At 64.5% G+C, this 22,575-nt stretch carries 18 protein-coding genes; 10 read left to right on the plus strand and 8 right to left on the minus strand.

Annotated elements, in window-relative coordinates; all coding sequences use genetic code 11:
• Window positions 1-19: 19 nt before the first annotated feature.
• Both ggt and pobA read right to left on the minus strand, forming a co-directional pair.
• Entirely contained in the window at window positions 20-1,810 is a 1,791-nt protein-coding gene (gene ggt / locus L1P09_RS13815) for a gamma-glutamyltransferase (RefSeq protein WP_232892103.1), read from the minus strand.
• 115 nt (window positions 1,811-1,925) lie between these two features.
• Window positions 1,926-3,113, minus strand: coding sequence for a 4-hydroxybenzoate 3-monooxygenase (gene pobA / locus L1P09_RS13820; protein ID WP_054904438.1), 1,188 nt, complete (start codon window positions 3,111-3,113; stop codon window positions 1,926-1,928).
• 172 nt (window positions 3,114-3,285) lie between these two features.
• Here pobA and L1P09_RS13825 point away from each other — a divergent pair, with 172 nt between their 5' ends.
• From L1P09_RS13825 to L1P09_RS13835, 3 genes are all read left to right on the plus strand, one after another.
• The gene (locus tag L1P09_RS13825; protein WP_009686681.1) at window positions 3,286-4,164 is read left to right on the plus strand and encodes a helix-turn-helix domain-containing protein; all 879 of its coding nucleotides are present in this window, start codon (window positions 3,286-3,288) and stop codon (window positions 4,162-4,164) included.
• 108 nt (window positions 4,165-4,272) lie between these two features.
• A complete protein-coding gene (locus L1P09_RS13830; protein ID WP_235767749.1) occupies window positions 4,273-4,671 on the plus strand; it encodes a MerR family transcriptional regulator in 399 nt (132 codons plus the stop codon).
• A gap of 19 nt (window positions 4,672-4,690) precedes the next feature.
• Complete coding sequence (locus L1P09_RS13835) at window positions 4,691-5,590, plus strand: hydroxymethylglutaryl-CoA lyase (protein WP_029886492.1); 900 nt, start codon at window positions 4,691-4,693, stop codon at window positions 5,588-5,590.
• A 548-nt stretch (window positions 5,591-6,138) separates the two neighbouring features.
• Here the strand turns inward: L1P09_RS13835 and L1P09_RS13840 are convergent.
• Window positions 6,139-6,657 carry an MgtC/SapB family protein gene (locus L1P09_RS13840; RefSeq protein WP_054904439.1) on the minus strand — a complete coding sequence of 173 codons (519 nt, stop codon included), beginning with the start codon at window positions 6,655-6,657 and terminating at the stop codon, window positions 6,139-6,141.
• Window positions 6,658-6,844: 187 nt separating this feature from the next.
• Between L1P09_RS13840 and L1P09_RS13845 the strand changes: the two genes are divergently transcribed.
• The 4 genes from L1P09_RS13845 to L1P09_RS13860 all read left to right on the plus strand — a co-directional run bounded on the left by L1P09_RS13845 (window position 6,845) and on the right by L1P09_RS13860 (window position 12,178).
• Entirely contained in the window at window positions 6,845-7,084 is a 240-nt protein-coding gene (locus L1P09_RS13845; protein WP_054904440.1) for a DUF3203 family protein, read from the plus strand.
• A 120-nt stretch (window positions 7,085-7,204) separates the two neighbouring features.
• Window positions 7,205-8,608 (plus strand): cytochrome c oxidase accessory protein CcoG, encoded by a 1,404-nt coding sequence (ccoG, locus tag L1P09_RS13850; protein WP_054904441.1) that lies wholly within the window; start codon window positions 7,205-7,207, stop codon window positions 8,606-8,608.
• Window positions 8,609-8,658: 50 nt separating this feature from the next.
• Complete coding sequence (mapR, locus tag L1P09_RS13855; protein ID WP_054904442.1) at window positions 8,659-10,068, plus strand: GntR family transcriptional regulator MpaR; 1,410 nt, start codon at window positions 8,659-8,661, stop codon at window positions 10,066-10,068.
• A gap of 487 nt (window positions 10,069-10,555) precedes the next feature.
• Entirely contained in the window at window positions 10,556-12,178 is a 1,623-nt protein-coding gene (locus tag L1P09_RS13860; protein ID WP_390898620.1) for a PAS domain-containing sensor histidine kinase, read from the plus strand.
• A 104-nt stretch (window positions 12,179-12,282) separates the two neighbouring features.
• On the opposite strand, the gene L1P09_RS13865 is transcribed toward L1P09_RS13860, so the two are convergent.
• The 5 genes from L1P09_RS13865 to L1P09_RS13885 all read right to left on the minus strand — a co-directional run bounded on the left by L1P09_RS13865 (window position 12,283) and on the right by L1P09_RS13885 (window position 17,694).
• A complete protein-coding gene (locus L1P09_RS13865) occupies window positions 12,283-13,818 on the minus strand; it encodes a DHA2 family efflux MFS transporter permease subunit (protein WP_009686671.1) in 1,536 nt (511 codons plus the stop codon).
• Window positions 13,815-15,008 carry an HlyD family secretion protein gene (locus tag L1P09_RS13870; protein WP_235767751.1) on the minus strand — a complete coding sequence of 398 codons (1,194 nt, stop codon included), beginning with the start codon at window positions 15,006-15,008 and terminating at the stop codon, window positions 13,815-13,817. Before L1P09_RS13870 ends, L1P09_RS13865 begins: the two co-directional genes overlap by 4 nt.
• A 29-nt stretch (window positions 15,009-15,037) precedes the next feature.
• Complete coding sequence (locus L1P09_RS13875) at window positions 15,038-15,511, minus strand: MarR family winged helix-turn-helix transcriptional regulator (protein WP_009686669.1); 474 nt, start codon at window positions 15,509-15,511, stop codon at window positions 15,038-15,040.
• 161 nt (window positions 15,512-15,672) lie between these two features.
• A complete protein-coding gene (locus L1P09_RS13880) occupies window positions 15,673-16,305 on the minus strand; it encodes a response regulator transcription factor (protein ID WP_082414581.1) in 633 nt (210 codons plus the stop codon).
• Window positions 16,306-16,317: 12 nt separating this feature from the next.
• Complete coding sequence (locus tag L1P09_RS13885) at window positions 16,318-17,694, minus strand: sensor histidine kinase (protein ID WP_235768965.1); 1,377 nt, start codon at window positions 17,692-17,694, stop codon at window positions 16,318-16,320.
• A 225-nt stretch (window positions 17,695-17,919) separates the two neighbouring features.
• Here L1P09_RS13885 and L1P09_RS13890 point away from each other — a divergent pair, with 225 nt between their 5' ends.
• The 3 genes from L1P09_RS13890 to L1P09_RS13900 all read left to right on the plus strand — a co-directional run bounded on the left by L1P09_RS13890 (window position 17,920) and on the right by L1P09_RS13900 (window position 22,565).
• Window positions 17,920-19,542, plus strand: coding sequence for an acyl-CoA synthetase (locus L1P09_RS13890; RefSeq protein ID WP_009686666.1), 1,623 nt, complete (start codon window positions 17,920-17,922; stop codon window positions 19,540-19,542).
• 105 nt (window positions 19,543-19,647) lie between these two features.
• A complete protein-coding gene (locus L1P09_RS13895) occupies window positions 19,648-21,417 on the plus strand; it encodes an acyl-CoA dehydrogenase C-terminal domain-containing protein (protein ID WP_235767752.1) in 1,770 nt (589 codons plus the stop codon).
• Window positions 21,418-21,557: 140 nt separating this feature from the next.
• On the plus strand, window positions 21,558-22,565 hold the full coding sequence (locus L1P09_RS13900; protein WP_110679821.1) for a FecR family protein: 1,008 nt from the start codon (window positions 21,558-21,560) through the stop codon (window positions 22,563-22,565).
• Window positions 22,566-22,575: the final 10 nt, after the last annotated feature.

Below are 22,575 nucleotides of genomic sequence, written 5' to 3' on the forward strand. Positions count from 1 at the left end.
AGGCCCTGCAACGCCCCGCTCAGTCGCCGAGGGCGACCCCTTCGCGCCGCGGATCGGCCCCTCCGGCCCAGCCGTCAGCCGTGCGCTGGATGATCTGCATGCCGCTGGTCATGGTCATTGGCGTGACCTCGTGGCCCCAGGCCGCCAACTGGCGGACCAGTGCCGGGCTGGCCAGCCCTGCTTCCACTTCCGTGCCGGCATTGCGGCTGCCGAAATTGGGCAGGCCGGCAGCCTGCTGCGGGTCCAGTTGCCAATCCAGCAGGCCGAGCAGTGCCTTGTTCACGTAACCGATGATCTGTGAGCCCCCCGGCGAACCCAGGCTGGCCACCAGCTCCCCGCCAGCGCGGGAAAATACCAGGGTCGGCGCCATGGCCGACAGCGGCCGCTTGCCAGGTTGTACCCGGTTGGCCACAGGCCGGCCACGCTCCTGCGCGATGAACGAAAAGTCGGTCAGGGTGTTGTTGAGCAGGAAGCCTCTGACCATCACGTGCGCGCCGAACGCGGCCTCGACCGAGGTGGTCATGGCCAGGGCATGACCGCTGTCATCCACTGCGCTCAGGTGCGAGGTAGAAATGCGCAGGGGCGAGCGGTCCGGTGCCAGGGCCAGGTCGACACCAGGCGGCTGGCCTGGGCGCGCACGCCTCATGCTGTGTGCCCCGATCAAGGCGGCGCGGCTGGCCAGGTAGGCCGGGTGGGTGAGGGCCTTGACCGGCACGGGCACATAATCGCTGTCTGCCAGGTACTGGGCGCGGTCGGCATACGCCAGGCGCTCGGTCTCGGCGACCAGGTGCACGGCCATTGGCGCTGCTTCAATGCCGGCCGGGGATGAAGTGGGCTGCGGCCGTAACCCAGCCAGGTCATGCGCAGGCATGGCCCGTTGAGCGGCTTCAAGGATGCCCAGGGTCTGCAACACCGTTACCCCGCCGGAAGACGGCGGCGGCACGCCGCAAATTTGCCAGGCCTTGTAGGGGCCGCATACCGGCTCGCGCTGCCTGGCCTGGTACAGCTGCAAGTCCTGCAGTGACAGGTAACCGGGATTGGCATGGCTGCGCACCTGGGTCACGATGGCCTGGGCAATCTCGCCGCTGTAGAACACATCGGCGCCGTGCGCAGCGATCAGCTCCAGGGTTTGGGCAAGCGCCGGGTTGCGCAGGGTCGCCCCCACAGGCAAGGGTCTGCCCCGTTCATCCAGAAAGTAACGCGCCATGGCCGGTGACTGGGCAATGAACGGGTCACCGGCTATCAACGTGTGCAAGCGCGGGGAAACTGCAAAGCCGCTGCGGGCCAAGGCGATGGCCGGTGCAAACAGGTCGCGCCAGGGCAGCTTGCCATAGCGCTGGTGGGCCATCTGCAACGCCCGCAGCACACCCGGCACCCCCACCGAGCGGCCACCGATCTGCGCCTGGCGGAACGGCATCGGCTCACCATCGGCCTGCAGAAACAGTTGTTCCGTGACCCCCGCCGGGGCTGCCTCGCGGCCGTCGAACGCCTGCACGCGCTCGCCATCCCAATACAGGATGAAAGCCCCACCGCCAATGCCACTGGACTGCGGCTCGACCAGGGTCAGCACCATTTGCATGGCGATGGCAGCGTCGATGGCGCTGCCACCGGCCCGCAGTATCGCCCGCCCCGCTTCGCTGGCCAGCGGGTTGGCAGCGGCCACCATGTGCCGGCTGGCGTGCACCGGCTGCAGGCCGGTGCGGTACCCGGAAGCCAGTTCCGGTGCAACTGGCAGCGCCTGGTCGGCCTTCGCCGCCCCGCTGGCGGCCAGCAGCCACAGGGCCACGAGCAGTGGCTTGGAAAATGTCATCGCGTGCTTCCTGCTTCACCCATTCAGCCCGCCACTGTGGGTCATGGCCAAACCCGAGTTCAAGCTTTTGCGCGATTTTCCTGGCTCCCGGCCTCGTCAGCGGGAGGCGGCAGCCTCAAACCACCTCTTCGAACGGCAGGCCCACATAGTTTTCGGCAATGTTCAGCAAACCTGCCGGCGAGGTCAGGAAGTACTCGCGATCAGCCTCTTGCATCTTCTGGTCCCAGGCGTCCTTGTGGCTGCCGAAGTCGTGCAGCAGTTGGGTCATGAACCAGCTGAAACGCTCGCCCTTCCATACCCGGCGCAGGGCCAGGGGCGAATACTGCTGCAACAGCTCGGTACGCCCCTCGCGGTACACCTTGAGCAGAATCCGGTACAGGTAGTTGACGTCCGAGGCTGCCAGGTTCAACCCCTTGGCCCCGGTTGGCGGCACGATATGCGCGGCATCGCCGACCAGGAACAGGTGGCCATACTGCATCGGTTCCACCACCAGGCTGCGCAGCGGCGCGATGCTCTTCTCCAGGGCCGGGCCTGTGACCAGGTCCGCTGCCACCTCGGCAGGCAAACGCGCTTTCAGTTCGGCCCAGAAGCGCTCGTCGGGCCACTCCTCGACACGGTCTTGCAGCGGCACTTGCAGGTAGTAGCGGCTGCGGGTTTGCGAACGTTGGCTGCACAGCGCGAAACCGCGGGCGTGGTGGGCATAGATCAGTTCATGGTTGACCGGCGGTGTATCCGCCAGCAGGCCCAGCCAGCCGAAGGGGTATACCCGTTCGTATTGTTTGAGCACACCCTCGGGAATGCTCTGCCGGGAAACCCCATGGAAGCCGTCACAGCCAGCAATGTAATCGCAATCCAGGCGCTGGACCTGACCGTCTTTTTCAAAGGTCAGGTAGGGCTTCTCGCCCTTGAGCTCATGCGGCTGAACATTGCTGGCCGAATAGAAGATGGGGGCCCCGTTGGCTGCACGGGCCTGCATCAGGTCACGGGTAACTTCGGTCTGGCCATAGACCATCACCGTCTTGCCGCCGGTCAGGGCCTTGAGATCCAGGCGCTGGCGGCGCCCGCCAACCAGCAGCTCGACACCTTCGTGCACCAGGCCTTCGCGGTCCATACGTTCGGCCACACCGGCCTCGCGCAACAGGTCGACCGTGCCCTGCTCCAGCACACCGGCGCGGATGCGGCCCAGCACGTACTCGGCGGTCTGGCGCTCGACGATCACCGTGTCGATACCGGCGTTATGCAGCAGTTGACCCAGCAGCAGGCCCGACGGGCCCGCGCCAATGATTGCAACCTGAGTTTTCATTGTTGTTGTCTCTGTTGGAACGATACCGGCCCTGCACTGGCGGTGGCGCGGCATCTGCTGTTAGGGTTTGCCTTTGCATTTTTACGGGCTAAACCCGCAACTGAGCTGTGCTATTCCATGCAAAACCTGCACTTTTACAAAAAACGTTCGATTAACGGACAGGCCAAAGCTGATGAAATCCACCCTACCCGGCGTTCCGCTGTTCAAGTTGTATGGGGAAAACCAGGCCTGGCCTGGTACCGACCTGCTGCACTGTGAGCCGATCCCGGCACGCAGCCGCCTGCACCACTGGGAGATCAAGCCCCACCAACATGCCGAGCTGTTTCAATTGCTGTACGTGCAACGCGGGCAGGCCCAGGTGGAAATCGAGGGCACCCGCACTGCCATAAGCGAAGCCGCGATCCAGGTGGTGCCCCCCCTGACCGTGCATGGCTTTCGCTTCAGTGCCGACATCCAGGGCCACGTGCTCACTTTTGGCGCCGCGCTGGTGGCCAACCTTGAGCAGCGCCTGGGCGCACCGCTGGCGGTGTTGTCCAAGCCGGTAAGCTACCCGCTGGGCCGGGATCGCGCGCACCTGCGCAGCCTGATCGAGACCTTGCAGCAGGAATACCAGGGCAACGCCCCATCGCGGGCCGCCATGCTGGAGGCGTTGGTGACCGCCCTGATGGTGTGGATCAGCCGCCGTCAGCAGCTTGGGCAGGCCCCGCGCACGCGCGATGAACGCGACCGCCAGTTGCTGGGGCAGTATTTGCGCCTGGTCGAAGCGCACTACCGCGAGCACTTGTCGATAGAGGCATTCGCCGCACGGCTGAATGTGCAGAGCCTGCAGTTGAACCAGCTGTGCCGGGCGCTGAGCGGGCAGACGGCGTTGCAAGTGGTGCACCAGCGCCTGTTGCTCGAGGCGCGGCGCAGCCTGGTTTACACACGCATGAGCATCGGCCAGTTGTCCGATAGCCTGGGGTTCAGCGACCCCACCTACTTTGCCCGCTGGTTCAAGCGCCTGAGTGGGCAAACGCCCAATGCGTATCGGCGGGCAGTGCAGCCTGAATGACCGGCCTGCCTGGCCCCAGGTCCGCAGGCCATGCCCACGCTCGCGCTTGCTTGACGTTTACGTCAAGCTGGCCTCAGGATACCCGGATACTTCCGCCCGAGCCCCAGCATGAGCACGCAGACCTACAGCATCTCCGACCTGTCCCGCGAACTGGACATCACCCCCCGCGCCATCCGCTTCTACGAGGAACAGGGCCTGTTGAGCCCGGAGCGCCGGGGCCTGGAACGTATCTATTCGGCGCGCGACAAGGTCAGCCTGAAGCTCATATTGCGTGGCAAGCGCATCGGCTTTTCCCTGGCCGAGTGCCGCGAGCTGATCGAGCTGTACGACCCCACCAGCGGCAACCTCAAACAGCTCAACAGCATGCTGGCGAAAATCGCCGAACGCCGCGCCCAGCTGGAGCAGCAACTGCTCGACATTCACCAGATGCAACTGGAGCTGGACACGGCCCAGGAACGCTGCGAGCAAGCACTGGCCGCCACCCTCAACAACACAGACAACCGCTGAACGCCACAGGAAAACCACCATGTCCCTGCCCAACCACGTGCGCCTGGTCGAAGTCGGCCCCCGCGACGGCCTGCAGAACGAAGCCCAACCCATCAGCGTCAGCGCCAAGGTGCGCCTGGTAGACGACCTCACCGAAGCGGGCCTGGCCTACATTGAAGTGGGCAGTTTCGTGTCGCCCAAGTGGGTGCCGCAAATGGCCGGCTCGGCCGAAGTGTTTGCCGGCATCCAGCAGCGCCCAGGCGTTACCTATGCAGCGCTGGCACCGAACCTGCGCGGTTTTGAAGACGCACTGGCCGCAGGCGTAAAGGAAGTGGCGGTGTTCGCAGCGGCCACCGAAGCGTTCTCGCAGCGCAACATCAACTGCTCGGTCAGCGACAGCCTCAAGCGCTTCGAACCGATCATGGCAGCTGCCCGCAGCCACGGTGTGCGGGTGCGTGGCTATGTGTCGTGCGTGCTGGGCTGCCCCTACGAAGGCAAGGTCAGCGCCGAGCAGGTGGCACCGATTGCCCGCGAGCTGCGCGACATGGGCTGCTACGAGGTATCGCTGGGCGACACCATCGGCACTGGCACCGCCGGCGACACCCGGCGCCTGTTCGAAGTGGTGTCGGCGCAGGTGCCACGCGAGCAACTGGCCGGGCACTTCCATGACACGTATGGCCAGGCCCTGGCCAATGTCTACGCCAGCCTGCTCGAAGGCATCAATGTGTTCGACAGCTCGGTCGCCGGCCTGGGCGGTTGCCCGTATGCCAAGGGCGCCACCGGCAATATCGCCAGCGAGGATGTGCTTTACCTGTTGCAGGGGCTGGGCATCGAAACCGGCATCGACCTGGACCGGCTGATTGCCGCTGGGCAGCGCATCAGCCAGGTACTGGGCCGCAGCAACGGTTCACGGGTGGCGCGGGCGCGCATGGCGCAGTGAGTCATACAGGCGTCACATGGGTGTGGGTGTGGGTGTGGGTGTGGGTGAGTGTTACCGCCCCCCATTTTGCAGGGGAAAACCGGGTAACAGGGAAACAAATCGACAAAAATTCGGGCCAGGCAATTTTGCCGAATTTCGATAAGTCATTGATTATAAAGGGATTTTAAAAGTTGGCACGCTGCCTGCTATATCTTTCGTACAACAACAAAAAAAATGCGACACCCAATAAAAACAACAGATAACGACTCTGACATAACAAGAACAACACGGCAGAGGCGCAGCAAGCAGATTTTTTTGGAGTAGGCAGTCTTTCCAGGGGCCCGCCCCGCGGTCTGGCACAGAACAACAAAACTACCTCGAGGTAGCAGCAGCCAGGTTCGGATCAGCAATGATGAAAGCAGGTCAGCGCTCAAAAAAATACGTTTGCTCTTGACCCCGCATGGGGGTCGCCCGCAACACCAGGACACGCCGACAAAAACAACAACAGGCCAGTCCCAATAATAAAAAAAGAGCAGGCAACAACGCTTTGAGGGGAGCTTCGGCTCCCCTCAGTGCTTCCTGCCCTCTTCCTCCCTCTGTTTATCCTCGTTTTCCCCCTCGAATTTGTCCACCAGCACCGGCATCGTGGCCAGCACCAGCAGGGCCAGCACCGTGCTGATCAGCGCCGTGGCTTCGCGGCCCATGCCAGCGGCCGTACCAATGGCAGCGGTCATCCACAAACCTGCGGCCGTGGTCAGCCCCTTCACATGGCTGGTGTCCTTGCCGTTGCCTTTGAGGATGGTGCCCGCACCCAGAAAGCCGATACCGGCGACGATACCCTGTATCACCCGGCTCAGGGCTTGTGCATCGGCCCCGGCCATGCTCGGTGCCAGCACGAACAGCGCGGCCCCCAGCGACACCAGCATGTGCGTGCGTACGCCCGCCGACTTGCCCCTGTGTTCGCGCTCGAACCCCAGTACTGCACCGAGCACCGCTGCCATCAACAGCCGTAGAAGAATGCGCGTGACCTCACTCGCGTCGGTCACATCGGCGAATTCTGCCTGTATTACCTGCCAGATCAGCTCCATTGCCTGGTTCCCATGCTGAGCATTGTGCTACCTGCCCGGCAGTGCGCAGGGTGTGCCTGCAAGCAGCCGGGCCTGCTGTGTATAGACACAGACCGCCAGCCGCCGTGCAAAGTGCCACTCAGCCTGTCGATGCAACGACCCGGCCCCCCTCGCGGTCCACCCTGTAACCCACCCAGGAGGCCTGACCATGCCCGTTGAAATCGATGAAGCCACCCGCCGTTGCACCTTGACGGGTGAAAACCTGCGTATCGCGTGTGCTGGCCCGGATATCGAAATCATTACCGACGAACAGTTGCGCATGTCGGTGGCGCTGCACGACGACAAACGCGTGCCCATCACCGAAGCCGAGGCCGACGCCTTGACGGTAGCAGGTGCGGTGGATAGCCGCAGGCACCTCAAGGCCAGCGCTCCAGGCTCGGTGATCTAGGGGCCGGCGACGCCTGCGCGGTATCTGATATGGTTTTTGGTGCAAAATCTGAACCTGTGCTGCTAACAGTTTCGGCGCCATAGTGCTCATGCCTGATCGAGGCATGATGAGCACCCGCCCATGACTGACAGAATTCTTTGCACAGAGATCGACACCACCGCAGCCAGCGTCAAAACGCGCCGCACCGACAGCGGCATTTACACCCGCAGCTTCACCGGGCGGTACCGTAACCTGCGCGTGGGTTTCGCTGGCGCGCTTTTCTTGCTGTTCTTCGGCACCGCCTGGCTCGACTGGAACGGCCGCCAGGCGGTGCTGTGGGACCTGGCCAACAGCAAGTTCCACATCTTTGGCGCGACCTTCTGGCCCCAGGATTTCATTCTGCTGTCGGCGCTGCTGATCATCTGTGCTTTCGGCCTGTTCGCCGCGACCGTTTACGCCGGCCGGGTGTGGTGTGGCTACAGCTGCCCGCAAAGTACCTGGACGTGGCTGTTCATGTGGTGCGAAAAAGTCACCGAGGGCGACCGCAATAAGCGCATCAGGCTGGCCGCCGCCCCCTGGGGCCTGAACAAACTGGCCCGGCGCACGGCCAAGCACTGCCTGTGGCTGGCCATTGGCGTGGCCACAGGGCTGACCTTCGTGGGCTATTTCACCCCGATCCGCTCGCTGGCTGCAGAACTGCTGACCTTGCAATTGGGCGGCGTAGCGTTGTTCTGGGTACTGTTCTTCACCGCGGCCACCTACATCAATGCCGGCCTGCTGCGCGAGGCAGTGTGCCTGCACATGTGCCCGTATGCGCGGTTCCAGAGCGTGATGTTCGACAAGGACACCCTGGCAGTTGCCTACGACCCACGCCGTGGCGAGGCCCGTGGCCCGCGCAGAAAAGGCAGCAATGCTCGCGCCCAAGGTTTGGGCGACTGCATCGACTGTACCCTGTGTGTGCAGGTCTGCCCCACCGGTATCGATATCCGCGACGGTTTGCAGATGGCCTGCATCGGTTGCGCGGCGTGCATCGATGCCTGCGACGGGGTCATGGACAAAATGGGCTATGCCCGCGGGCTGATTGGCTACAAGTCCGAACACAGCCTGCAAGGCGGCTCCACCCACTGGCTGCGGCCACGCCTGCTGGGCTATGCCACTGCGCTGGTGGTCATGCTGGCAGCGCTGGTGCTGGCCTTGCAGCTGCGCCCGATGGTGTCGCTGGACGTGATCAAGGACCGCGGCCTGTTCCGCGAAAACGCCCAGGGCCAGATCGAGAACATCTACCTGCTCAAGGTCATCAACAAGACCGAGCGCACCCAACACTACGTGCTGCGCCTGCAGGATGCCGACGGCTTCACCTTGCAGGGCGACACCGCGCTGGTCATCCCCGCAGGCGAAATGAGCGAACTGCCGGTGTCGGTGGCAATGCTCGCCGAGCGGCCGACCAGCAGTTCGCAGACACTCAGTTTTGTCATCAGCGAACGTGACGACCCCGCCATACGCAGCGTGGCCCACAGCCGCTTCGTCGCACCCATGAACCGCTGATCCCTTACACTGCAACCACCTTGCCTGCCAGGCTTCGACAGAAGGCCAGAATGAAACGCTACGAACGCTTCGCCGACGATATTGCCGAACTGATCCGCTCCGGGGTGCTCGGCCCCGGCCAGCGGGTGCCCTCGGTGCGCTACGCCAGCCAGACGCACGGGGTCAGCCCGTCCACGGTGTTCCAGGCCTATTACCTGCTGGAACGGCGCGGGCTGATCCGCGCCAGGCCACGCTCGGGGTACTTCGTGAACGCCCACGCGCCGCGCCAGTTCAGCGAGCCGCAGCCGCTACAGCCGGCCAGCGAGTCCACCGATGTCGACGTCAGTGCCCTGGTGTTCTCCATCCTCGACTCGATCAAGGACCCCAACACCGTGGCGTTCGGCTCCGCCTTCCCCAGCCCCGAGCTGTTCCCGCTGCAACGCCTGTCACGCTCGCTGGCCAGCGCCAGCCGCAGCATGGACCCGCGCATGGTGGTGACCGACCTGTCACCCGGTAACCCGCAGCTGCGCCGCCAGATCGCGCTGCGCTACATGGTTGGCGGGCTGATGCTGCCCATGGAGGAACTGCTGATCACCAACGGCGCCCTGGAGGCGTTGAACCTGTGCCTGCAGGCGGTCACCCAGCCGGGCGACCTGGTCGCCATCGAAGCGCCCGCGTTCTATGCCTGCCTGCAGGTGCTGGAGCGGCTCAAGCTCAAGGCAGTGGAAATCCCGGTGCACCCGCGCCAGGGCATGGACCTGGACGTGCTCGCGCAAACCCTGGACAAGCACCCGGTCAAAGCCGTGTGGTGCATGACCAACTTCCAGAACCCGGTCGGCGCCAGCATGCCAGAGGCGAACAAGCAGGCGCTGGTACAACTGCTGGCACGGCACCAGGTGCCCCTGATCGAGGACGACGTTTACGCCGAGCTGTACTACGCGCAGCAGGCACCCAAGCCGGCCAAGGCCTTCGACACCCAGGGGCTGGTGATGCACTGCGGCTCGTTCGCCAAGAGCCTGGCCCCTGGCTACCGCATTGGCTGGGTCGCGGCCGGGCGTTACGCGCAGAAAATCGAGCGGCTGAAGTTGATGACGTCCCTGTGTGCATCGATGCCTGCCCAGGCCGCCATCGCCGACTACCTGCAGCACGGCGGCTACGACCGCCACCTGCGCAAACTGCGCTACGCACTGGAAGGCCAACAGGCCAACATGCTCGCCGCTATCGCCCGGTACTTCCCGGCCCAGACGCGGGTCAGCCAGCCCTCCGGGGGTTACTTTCTGTGGCTGGAGCTGCCCGAGCAAATGGACGCGCTCAAACTGTTCCACATGGCCCTGGCCCAAGGCATCAGCATCGCCCCCGGGCCAATCTTTTCGCCCACCCGACGTTTCGGCAACTGCATTCGCCTGAACTACGGCAGCCCCTGGAACGCCGCCGCCGAACAAGCCATGGAAACCCTGGGGCGGATCATTCGGTCATTTTGAAGGCAAATGGCAATCATGGTAACTATAGTAGTGCGATCCATTACCGAGGGAGCTCAGCATGGTTCAGGACGATGCCGCTTCTCGCACACAGGCACTTCACGACAAGGTGCTCGAACTGGAGGCCCAGGTTGCTGAGCTGCAGCTGAAAGCGGCCTGCCAGGATGTTTTGCTCCAGCACATGGAAGAGGGGTTTTGTGTACTGGAGCTGCTGGAGGACGATAACGGGCAGGTCCATGACTACCGCTACATCCTCAGCAATGAGGCCTGCCTTCGTCACACTGCCCATGCCAAGCAGATGGGCCAGACCGCCCGTGAACTGATCCCGAACGAAGTCGATACCTGGCTACCCCGCTTCGCCGAAGTGGCGCGCAGCGGCCGTGCGTTGCAGTTCGAAGAACGGCTGGCCGCGACCGATCGCTGGTTGAGCCTGTCGGTGCACCGGCTGGAGCCTGCCAGCGATAAACGCGTAGCCGTGATCTTTACCGGTATGCCAACCGCGCAAGTCAGCGTGCACCGGCTGCAGGCAATCAATCAGCAACTGGCCGAGCGTGTAGACCAGGCAGACGCAAACAACAAACTGCTGGGGGAATTGGTCGACCACAGCCTGGCCAATGTATTTGCTGCCGACTGCAACCTCAGGCTGCTGGCCATCAATCGCACAGCACAGGAAACGTTCCTGCGCTTGCGCGGGTTCGTCCCCCAGGTCGGCGACCACATTCCGCAGTTGCTGGCGCGCCAGCCCGATATCATGAGCCAGCTGGCACCGGTCTGGCCGCGCATAGTGGCGGGCGAGGCCTTCGTCGACAACATTGCCCTAGGGCCGCCTGAAGCACTGCGGCACTACGAAATCCGCTACAACCCGTTGCGTGATAACCGCTTGATGGTTCAGGGTGGCTACCTGTTCGCCTACGACATCACCGAGCGCATCAACGAACAGCAGCGCCTGCGCAAGATTGAAACTGCCCTGGTCCAGTCGCAGAAGATGGAAGCGGTCGGTCAGTTGACCGGGGGTATTGCCCACGACTTCAACAATTTCCTGGGCAGCATCCTGGCTGCCCTGGAAAGCGCCATTCAACGCCAGGATGAACAGCGCTACCCCGAAGCCGCGCGGTTGCTTGGCGCGGCCCGCCAGGACGCCCAACGGGCCGCGGCGGTGGTACAGCGGCTATTGGCATTTGCCCGCCAACAGGTACTGACGCCCCAGGCGGTGGACGTGCATCAGTTGCTGGCTGGCATGCGCGAACTGCTCATCAACTCGCTGCATGCGGGCATTCATTTCAACGACCAGACCCAGCCGGGTGCGTGGCCGGTTCGCGTCGACCTCTCGCAGCTGGAGAGCTCCTTGCTTAACCTGTGCATCAATGCCCGCGATGCCATGCCCTCCGGCGGCACGCTGTGCATTGGCAGTGCCAACCAGACACTGACCCACGAGCAGGCCCTCAGCCTGGACGTGCCGTGTGGCGACTATGTACGGATCAGCGTCAGCGACTCGGGCATCGGCATGCCAGCCAACGTGATGCAGCGAGCATCGGAACCGTTTTTCACCACCAAGCCGCTTGGCCAGGGTTCTGGGCTGGGGCTGTCAATCGTCTACGGCTTCATCCGGCAATCCAGGGGCCAGCTGCAAATCGACAGTGTGCCGGGTAAAGGAACCTGCATCGATATCTACCTACCCAGGGACGACACCCAGGTGGCGGCCCCACCGGCGTTGCCCCAACCCCCACCGCCCATGCCTGCCAGAACGGCCAACCTGATCATGCTGGTGGAGAACCAGGAAACCATGCGCCTGGTCATCAGCGAAATTCTGCAGGAGCAAGGCCACGACGTGCATGCATTCGGCGATGGTCAACACGCCGTGGCCGCGCTGCACGGCGGCCTGCAGCCGGACTTGTTGATCACCGATATCGGCCTGCCTGGAGGGCTGGTTGGTCAGCCACTGGGCAACAGCCTGCCGGACACCACGCCGGTGGTGTTCATCACCGGCTATACCAGCGAGCAACCGGAGCTGCCCACAGCACGTCGTTTCGCGGTCCTGCACAAGCCCTTCGAGCTGGCACAGCTCAGCGACCTGGTGGCGCGGATGCTGGCCGGCACGCCGTTGTCACGCTGAGCGGCACGGCTCAGCGCCCGCCGCCCAGGTCGATGAACCCGCCGGTGGCATAAGAGGGAGGCGCAACTGGCAGCCGCCACCGCGTGCCAACCTGCACAACGGCATCAATGCCCCGCCGACGCCGGCCCCGCCTTGGCGGTGAACGGTGGCTTGGCGAACCACACCAACAGGATCAACCCGGCGAACACCCAGGTCATCAGGGTGAAGTAGTCCACCGTGGACATCATGTAGGCCTGCCCGTTGAGTATCTGCTCAAGCTGGGCATAACTCTGCGGGTTGGCCCCGCCCAGCTGTTCGAGGGTATGCCGCGTGGTCGGGTCGAACTGGCTGATGTTCTCGCTCAGGTAAGCATGATGTTGGTCCGCCCGGCGAATCCAGATCCAGGTGGTCAACGACGCCGCAAAGCTGCCGCCCAAGGTCCGCAGGAAGGTGGCCAGCCCCGAGCCGTCGGCAATCTGCTGCGGCGGCAGGTCGGACAGCAGGATGCTCAAGGTCGGCATGAAGAACAACGCGACCCCGATACCCATGAACAACTGCACCAGTGCCACATGCTGGAAATCCACCTCGCTGGTGAACCCGGCGCGCATATAGCAGCTGCCCCCGATTGCCAGGAACGCCAGCCCTGCCAGCACGCGCAGGTCGAAGCGGTGCGCGTACTTGCCCACGAACGGTGACATGATCACCGGCAGCAAGCCGATCGGCGCCACCGCCAGGCCAGCCCAAGTGGCGGTGTAGCCCATTTGCGTCTGCAACCACTGCGGCAGGATCAGGTTGATACCGAAGAACCCGGCATACCCCCCGACCAGCACCAGCGTGCCTACGCGAAAATTGCGGTGCACGAACAGCCGCAGGTTCACCACCGGGTGGCGGTCGGTCAGCTCCCAGATCACGAACACCGCCAGGAACACCACCGATATCAGACTACCGGCGATGATGAACGACGACTCGAACCAGTCCAGGTCGTTACCCTTGTCCAGCACCACCTGCAACGCACCCACGCCAATGATCAGTGTCAGCAGGCCGATGTAGTCCATCGGCTGGCGGCTGGTCACCACCGGCCGGGTGCGCATTTGCTGGCGCACCACTGCAGCAGCGAACAGGCCGATCGGCACGTTGATGAAGAAGATCCATGGCCAGCTGTAGCTGTCGGTGATCCAGCCACCCAAAATCGGCCCGGCAATCGGCGCCACCACCGTGACCATCGCCAGCAGCGCCAGGGCCATCCCCCGTTTCGCCGGCGGGTAGACGGCAATCAGCAGGGTCTGGGTCATGGGATACAGCGGCCCGGCCACCACGCCCTGCAGCACGCGGAAGCCGACCAGCTCCGGCATGGACTGGGCGATACCACACAGGAACGACGCCAGCACGAACAGCAACGTGGCCCAGATGAACAGCTTCACCTCACCAAAACGCCGGCTCAGCCAGCCGGTGAGCGGCAAGGCAATGGCATTGCTCACCGCGAACGACGTGATGACCCAGGTGCCCTGCTCGTAGCTGACGCCCAGGTTGCCGGAGATGGTCGGCAAGGCCACGTTGGCAATGGTGGTGTCGAGCACCTGCATGAACGTGGCCAGCGACAGGCCGATGGTGGTCAGCAGCAGGCTCGGCGGGGTGAACTGCGCTGCGGCGTTATCGCTCATCGCTGCGCCGTCTTGCCAGGGGCGCTGTTTTCGTGAATCAGCTTGGCAATCAGGGTATCGGCTTCGCCCAGCTGGCGGTCATAAACCTGAGTGGTATAGCTGGCCTTCTGCGGCGGTTGCTGGGCAAGGGTCGGGCCGCTCTGGTCGTGCAGGTTGACCTCGACCACGGTGGACAGGCCGATACGCAGCGGGTGGTCCTTGAGTTGCTCGGGGTTCAGGTGAATACGCACGGGCACCCGCTGCACGATCTTGATCCAGTTGCCCGTGGCGTTCTGCGCCGGTAGCAGGGCGAAGGCGCTGCCGGTGCCTGCGCCGAGGCTGTCGACGGTACCGCTGTACGTCACTGCGCTGCCGTAAAGGTCAGCACTGATCTCTACCGGCTGGCCAATCCGCATGTCGCGCAACTGGGTTTCCTTGAAGTTGGCGTCGATCCAAACCTGGTCCAGCGGGATCACCGCCATGGTCGCGGTGCCCGGCTGCAGGCGCTGGCCCAGCTGCACGGTCCGCTTGGCGACATACCCGGTGACCGGCGCCACCAAGGTAGTGCGCGCGTGGTCGAGGTAAGCCTGGCGCAGGTCGGCTGCAGCCGCCATGACCTCAGGGTGCGAAGACACCACAGTGTCGTCGACCAGGGCACTGCTGGTGCTCAGTTGCTGGCGGGCGCTGTTGACCGCGGCCTGGGCCACGCTCAGGTCATCGCGGGCGTGGGACAGCTCCTCGGCAGCGATGGCACCGCTGTCGGCCAGCACCTTGCGCCGGTTGAAGTCCTGCTGCGCCTTGCGCAGTTCGGCCTGGCGGGTCGCCAGCTGGGCCTTGAGCGAGTCGACATTGCTGTACAGTCCGCGCACCTGGCGCACGGTGCGCGCCAGGTTGGCTTCGGCCGACTGCAGGGCCACCTGGCTGTCGGCCGGGTCGAACTGCAGCAGCACCTGGCCGGCATGCACCAGGTCGCCGTCATCGGCGCCAATGCTGGTCACAGTGCCGGTGATCAAGGGGGTGATCTCCACCACGTTGCCGTTGACGTAGGCGTCGTCGGTGCTTTCATACCAGCGGCCGACCAGGCTGTACCAGGCCCAGGTTCCGATGCCTGCAAGCACCAGCAGCAACAGCAGGCCAAGCAGCCAGGCCTTGCGCTTGCGCGACGGCTCGGGCGCTGCGGAGGGTGTCGGGGTGTCTGTGGAAGTGGCCATGACAATACCTTGAAAATTCGTGACAGGGTTCAACGGTCGCCGAAGCGGCGCACCGTCAAGGGGTCGCCGGCATTGAGCAGGACCTTGGCCAACAGGCCTTCCAGGGTCTGCAACTCTTCTGGGGCCAGCACGCCGCACAGTTCGTTCATAGCGGCAGCGCCGATTTCCGGCAGGCGGTCGGCCAGGCGCTGGCCATCGGCCGTCAGCGCCAGGCGCACCTGGCGCCGGTCGTCGGCGCAGCGGTTACGCACGATCAGCTCCTTCTGCTCGAGGCGGTCGAGCATGCGGGTCATCGAACCGCTGTCCAGCCCGAGGTAGCGACACAGTTCGGCCGGCGTATCCACCTGGTACTGGGTGACGATGATCAACACCTTGAACTGGGCGGCGGTCACGCCCTCCGACTCCAGGTGCCAGTCGAGGATGCGGTCCTTGAGGATCGCCGCGCGCCCCAGCAGCATGCCAATGGCGCAGCTCTGGAAGTTTTCGGGGGAAAAATGGGCCATCGATGACCGCTCGGGGAGTTGTGTGAAAATATTACTGCCTAGGCAGTGAATGTCAAAGCTTTGATTAGCTTGCTATGCAAAATTTCATCATTCAGTGCGTTCGGTACCCACGGTCATGGCCTGCGCAAGCCCCGCCCTTGGCCAGGGCGCCACCCGCGTTGCTACTGCCGAGCTCGCAGCCCCAACGCTTCGACCGCCCCGCAGGCTATGGCCATGCCCACCAGCTCTGCCAGGCTGGTCGCCTGGAGCCGCTTCATTACCCGGCCGCGGTAAAGGTCGACGGTTTTCACACTGATGCCCAGGCGTTCGGCGATTTCACGGTTGCTCAGCCCTTGGGCCAACGGCACGAACACGTCACGCTCTCGCGGCGTGAGGCTGTCGATACGCGCCTGCACCTGCGCCAGCGCCTGATCGCCCTGGCGTACCCGCCCCGCGCGCTCCAGTGCGGCCTGCACACTGTCGAGCAGCAACTGATCGTTGTAGGGCTTTTCGATGAAGTCACAGGCACCCGCCTTGAACGCCCGTACCACGATGGGCACGTCGGCATGCCCGCTGACGAACACCACCGGCAGGGCCAGCCCACGCGCGTGCATGGCCTGCTGCACGGCAAGGCCACCGAGCCCCGGCATGCGCACATCCAGGAGCACGCAGGCAGGCCCGTCGTCGACGCACGCCTCCAGAAACGCCTGCCCGGTGGCAAATGGCAACGCCTGCAGGCCTACCGACTGCAGCAACCAGACAGTCGAATCGCGCATTCCCTGGTCGTCATCGACCACATAGACTTTTGCTTGCACCGCAGCTTCCCCTTAGCGCCTGCTGACTACCAGCCGGCAGCACAATACCAGACCACCGTTGTCTCCCACCCGCGCCCACAGGCTGCCGCCGAAGCCTTCGATCAGGCTGCGGCTCATGCTCAATCCCAGGCCCAGGCCATCCGCCTTGCTGGTGGTGAACGGCGTAAAAATTGCGTCCAGGTGTTCAGGCGCGACCCCTGTGCCCTGGTCGGCGACTTCGACCAGCACGCCGTCGCCATCCCGCGTTGCGCCAAGCAGGATATGCGATGGCCGCTCGCCGTGGTGTTCACGGTTGGCCTCTATGGCATTGCGCAGCAAGTTGAGCAGCACCTGCTCCAACAGCACCCGGTCGGCGTACACCGAAGGCAGTTGCGCGCTGACGCGTAGCTCGATCTGCACCTGGTCACGGGCGGCCTCCCAGGCGCACAGGCGCATGGCTTCGCCAGCCACTTCAGCCACGTCCAGCGCCTGCAGGCGCCGCGGCCCCTTGCGCAGGAACGCGCGCAGGCGGCGGATCACTTCGGCGGCATGGGTAGCCTGCTCGCTGATACGCTGCAGGCCCTGCCCCACCCGCTCCAGGGCCTGCGGGTCACGCCCCAGGCTGTGCAGGTAGCGCTGACTGGCGTTGGCATAGTTGACCACGGCAGCCAGCGGCTGGTTGAGCTCGTGGGCAATGCCTGAAGCCAGTTCACCCAGGGTGGCCAGCCGCGCGCTGTGCGCCAGGTTCTCCTGGGGTTCGATTCGCAAGGTGATGTCGCGAGACACGCTGACCACCTCCACTACCGCGCCCGTGTAGGTTTCGCGGATCGCCCGGCTGGCGATCTCGAACCAACGGTAGCCCCCGCTGGCCTGGCGCACCCGGCAGGTCATGGTGTGGTAGCCGTCCTGGTCCAGTGCAGCGCCGGCCTGGCGCAGCACCTGGCGGCGCTCACGCGGGTGCAGCAGGCCATGCACCAGCCTGCCACGCAGTTGCTCAGGCCAAAGGCCCAACAGACGATGGGCGGCCGGTGAGGCATCGAGAAAACGGCCATCGGGGCTGTGCCGCGAAATCAGGTCGGTGGTGTTCTCGATGATCAACCGGTACAGGCGCCTGGCGCGGCTGGCTTCGCGTGCGCCCTGGCGCTCTTCGCTGGCGTCACGGCAGCGGCCCAGCACCTGCTGGCCCTGGTCGTCCGGCATGAATGTCCAGAGCACGGTGCGCGCGCCGACCTGTACCTCCACGTCGCTGATTGCGCGGTGCTGGCGCAGGCAGGCGCGGACCAGCGCCGCATAGTTGGCCGGCAGCCAAGCAAGCAACGTAGGCCCCTCGGCAACCCAGGCCTGCAAGGCCGGGTTCAGCGCCACCACGCTGGCATCGGCGGCCAGCAGCAGGCTCGGTTGTGGGTCCATGGCCAGCAAGCAGGCGGCAGGTTGATCCACGTTGAAGGGCTCCTATCTAGTATTTCTACTATATTGCTATGGTCGATATTCCTATTACCAAAGCCATTCGCGTAAAAATGCGACAGAGGGAGCGCCCCACCGTGCGCCTCCCTGTGCACCCTGAACAGAGCTAACAATCAGCCACCGGGGGCCAGGCAGCAGCCGCTGCGCCTGCCTCCCTTACAGGACTACCGCATGTCGATCTATGCCCAGGGCCTGCAGCCCGCTGCCGTCAACCATGTCGCCCTCACCCCGCTGAGTTTCATCGAGCGCACCGCCGCCGTGTACGGCGACTACCCCGCGGTCATTCACGGTGCCATCCGCCGTAACTGGCAGGAAACCTACCAACGCTGCCGACGCCTGGCCAGCGCCCTGGTCGGCCGCGGCATTGGCCGTGGCGACACGGTAGCGGTCATGCTGCCGAATATCCCGGCCATGCTCGAAGCGCATTTCGGCGTGCCGATGACCGGTGCCGTACTCAATACCCTGAATGTGCGCCTGGACGCCGAGGCCATTGCCTTCATGCTGCAGCATGGCGAGGCCAAGGTGCTGATCACCGACCGCGAATTCCACACGGTCATCGCAGCCGCCCTGGCCCTGCTCGAGCACCCGCCACTGGTGGTGGATGTGGATGACCCGGAATACGGTGAGGGCCGAGCAGTCAGCACGTTGGACTATGAAGCCCTGCTTGCCGAGGGCGACCCGGCGTTTGCCTGGGACTGGCCGGATGACGAGTGGCAGGCCATTTCGCTCAACTACACCTCCGGCACTACCGGCAACCCCAAGGGCGTGGTCTATCACCACCGTGGCGCGTACCTGAACGCCATTGGCAACCAGATGACCTGGGCCATGGGCCATCGCCCGGTGTACTTGTGGACCTTGCCGATGTTCCACTGCAACGGCTGGTGCTACCCCTGGACCATCACCGCCCTGGCCGGCACCCACGTGTTCCTGCGCCGGGTCGACCCGCAAAAGGTCCTGAACCTGATCCGCGAACACCGGGTCAGCCACCTGTGCGGTGCGCCGATCGTGCTCAATGCCCTGGTCAACATGCCCGAGGCAGCCAAGGCTGCCATCGAGCACCCGGTGCAGGCGATGGTGGCCGGCGCAGCGCCCCCGGCCAAGGTCATTGGTGCCGTCGAGCAAATGGGCATCAAGGTGACCCACACCTATGGCCTGACCGAGGTCTACGGCCCGGTGACCGTGTGCGCCTGGCACGAGGAATGGGATGCGCTGACGCTGGAAGAGCGTGCGCAAATCAAGGCCCGCCAGGGGGTACGCTACCCCACCCTCGACGGGCTGATGGTCGCGGACCCGCAAAGCCTCGAACCTGTGCCGCGCGATGGCAACACCCTGGGCGAGATCTTCATGCGCGGCAATACCGTGATGAAGGGCTACCTGAAAAACCCGGAAGCTACCGCTGAAGCCTTCCGTGGGGGCTGGTTCCATACCGGCGACCTGGCCGTGTGGCACGCCGATGGCTATGTGGAGATCAAGGACCGGCTCAAGGACATCATCATTTCCGGCGGCGAGAACATCTCCACCATCGAAGTCGAGGACGCACTGTACAAGCACCCGGCAGTGCTGGAGGCCGCCGTGGTAGCCCGCCCGGACGAAAAGTGGGGCGAAACCCCGTGCGCCTTCGTCGCCCTCAAGCCCGGCCGCGAAGACACGCGCGAAGCCGACATCAGCAGCTGGTGCCGCGAGCACCTGGCCGGGTTCAAGGTGCCGAAGACGGTGGTGTTCGGTGAGCTGCCCAAGACCTCCACCGGCAAGATCCAGAAGTACTTGCTACGCGACCGCGCCAGAACCCTCTGACCCCATGGGGCCTGTTCGCGGCTTGACCCACCTGCGCCCGCTGTTGCGCAAGCGGGATCAGCCGCGAAGGGCCAACCCTGATCTGCCATTTTTCCAGAGCCGCCGATGACCACCTACTCTGCCCCCCTGCGCGACATGCGCTTCGTACTGCACGATGTATTCAATGCCCCGGCCCTGTGGGCGCGCCTGCCGGCCCTGGCCGAGCACATAGACGCCGACACCGCCGACGCCATTCTGGAAGAAGCGGCCAAGGTCAGCAGCCAGCTGGTCGCCCCGCTCAGCCGCCAGGGTGACGAGCAAGGCGTGCGTTTCGACGCCGGCAGCGTCACCACGCCCGATGGCTTCCGCGAGGCGTGGAACACCTACCGCGAGGGCGGCTGGGTCGGCCTGGGCGGCAACCCGGCCTATGGCGGCATGGGCATGCCGAAAATGCTGGGGGTGCTGTTCGAAGAGATGCTCTACGCGGCCGACTGCAGCTTCAGCTTGTATTCGGCGCTGAGCGCTGGCAGTTGCCTGGCGATCGATGCGCACGCCAGCGAGGCGCTCAAGGCCACTTACCTGCCGCCCCTGTACCAGGGCCGCTGGGCCGGCACCATGTGCCTGACCGAGCCGCATGCCGGCACCGACCTGGGGTTGATCCGCAGCCGCGCCGAAGCCCAGGCCGACGGCAGCTACCGCATCACCGGCAGCAAGATTTTCATCACCGGCGGCGAGCAGGACCTGACCGAGAACATCATCCACCTGGTGCTGGCCAAGCTGCCCGATGCGCCCGCCGGTGCCAAGGGCATCTCGTTGTTCCTGGTGCCCAAGTACCTGGTTGACGCCAATGGCCGGCTGGGCGAGCGCAATGCTGCCCACTGCGGCTCGATCGAACACAAGATGGGCATCAAGGCCTCGGCCACCTGCGTGATGAATTTCGATGCAGCCACGGGTTATCTGGTGGGCGCCCCGAACAAGGGCCTGGCGGCCATGTTCACCATGATGAACTATGAACGCCTGTCGATCGGCATCCAGGGCATCGGCTGTGCCGAGGCGTCGTACCAGGCGGCTGCCCGCTACGCCAACGAGCGCCTGCAGAGCCGCGCCGCCGTGGGCCCGCAGCTGCGGGACAAAGCCGCCGACCCGATCATCCACCACGGCGATGTGCGGCGCATGTTGTTGACCATGCGCACCCTCACCGAAGGGGGCCGGGCGTTTGCCGCCTATGTGGGCCAGCAGCTCGACCTGGCGCGCTATGCCGAAGCTGGCAGTGAACGCGAGCAGGCCCAGCGCATGGTGGCGCTGTTGACCCCGGTGGCCAAGGCGTTCTTCACCGACAACGGCCTGGAAAGCTGCGTGCTCGGCCAGCAGGTGTACGGTGGCCACGGCTACATTCGCGAATGGGGCCAGGAGCAACGGGTACGTGATGTGCGCATCGCGCAGATCTACGAAGGCACCAACGGCATCCAGGCCCTCGACTTACTGGGGCGCAAGGTGCTGGCTGACGGCGGCCAGGCACTGGCCAGCTTCGCCGCCGAGGTACGGGCGTTCAGCCTGGAAGCCCCACTGCACCGGGCAGCCTTGCAGGCAAGCCTGACGCGGCTGGAGGCCACCAGCGCGTGGTTGCAGGCACGCGCCACTGAAGACGCGAACCTGGTCAGTGCGGTGGCGGTGGAGTACCTGCAGCTGTTCGGGCTTACCGCGTATGCCTATATGTGGGCACGCATGGCGGCGGTGGCGTTGGCCAAACAGCATGAAGACAGCGGGTTTTACGGCGCCAAGCTGGCCTGTGCGGACTTTTTCTTCCAGCGCGTGTTGCCGCGCGAGTTGGCACTGGAGGCCAGCATTCGTGCAGGCAGTGCCAGCCTGTACGGGCTGGCAGCAGCGCAGTTCTGACGGCGGGCGCGAAAGGTTCTCAAACGCTCAAAACCGTTGCAATTCCAGCGGAAAACCGGCACAACTGATAGTCATTCGCCATTACCCAGGTTCTCCGGGGCCCATGCGCAAGGGTAGAATGCGCAAAACCCGGAGCCGCAATGAACCAAGACCGCCTCAAGCCCACCCCTGACGATGCGATCACCGACGCCGCCGCGCATTGGTGCATGCGCTTGCATGCAGACGATTGCACGGCGGCCGAGCGCGAGGCATTCCTGCGTTGGCAGGCGGCTGACCCCAGGCATGCCGATGAGTACCAGGCCATGCTGGAAATCTGGCAAACCGCCGACCTGCTGCCGCGCACCGCCACGATCATGGACGTCAACCCAGCGGCCATCGCCATCAGGCGCCGGCGTAACTGGCGGCCCCTGGCTTCTGCCGCCGCCATCGCCCTGGCCGTGCTGCCACTGGCGGGCTGGTTCGGCTGGGAACAGGGTTGGTTGCCCAATCGCTACCAGCACTTCGAAGCGACTGACCACATGCAGAGCGTGGTCCTGAGCGACGGCAGCCAGGTGCAACTCAACCTGCACAGCGAGCTGACCTTCCTCAATTACAAGGACCAGCGCCAGGTCACACTCAAGCGTGGCGAAGCGTTCTTCAAGGTCTGGCACGACAGCAGCCACCCGTTCATCGTGCGCGCCGGCCGCGGGCAGACGCGCGTGACCGGCACCCAGTTCAACGTGTGGAAGTATCGTGATCAGGTCAAGGTCACGTTGCTGGAAGGTTCGGTGCTGGTCTCCAGCGACGGCAGCGCCGGCGGCTATCGCCTTGGCCCTGGCATGCAGGCCAGCTACCACAAGGGCGACTTCGAACCGCAACTGGAACAGAGCGGCGACGTTGGCAATAGCCTGGCCTGGCGCAGCGGCAAGCTGGTGCTCGACAACCTCAGCCTGGAACAGGCACTACCCGTGATCAACCGCTACCTCGACGCGCCGTTGCGGCTGGCCGATGCCAGCACCGGGCGCATCCGCATCAGCGGTGTCTACAATACCCGCGAGGTGGAACGCCTGGTCAACAACCTGCCCAAGGTGCTGCCGGTCTACCTGACCCGCAGCAAGGACGGCAGCACCGTGCTCAACCGCATTTCGCCGCCGCCTGGCAAAGGCTGACGCCCGCCCC

It is taken from the genome of Pseudomonas juntendi, from assembly GCF_021560075.1.
GTDB lineage: Bacteria > Pseudomonadota > Gammaproteobacteria > Pseudomonadales > Pseudomonadaceae > Aquipseudomonas > Aquipseudomonas juntendi.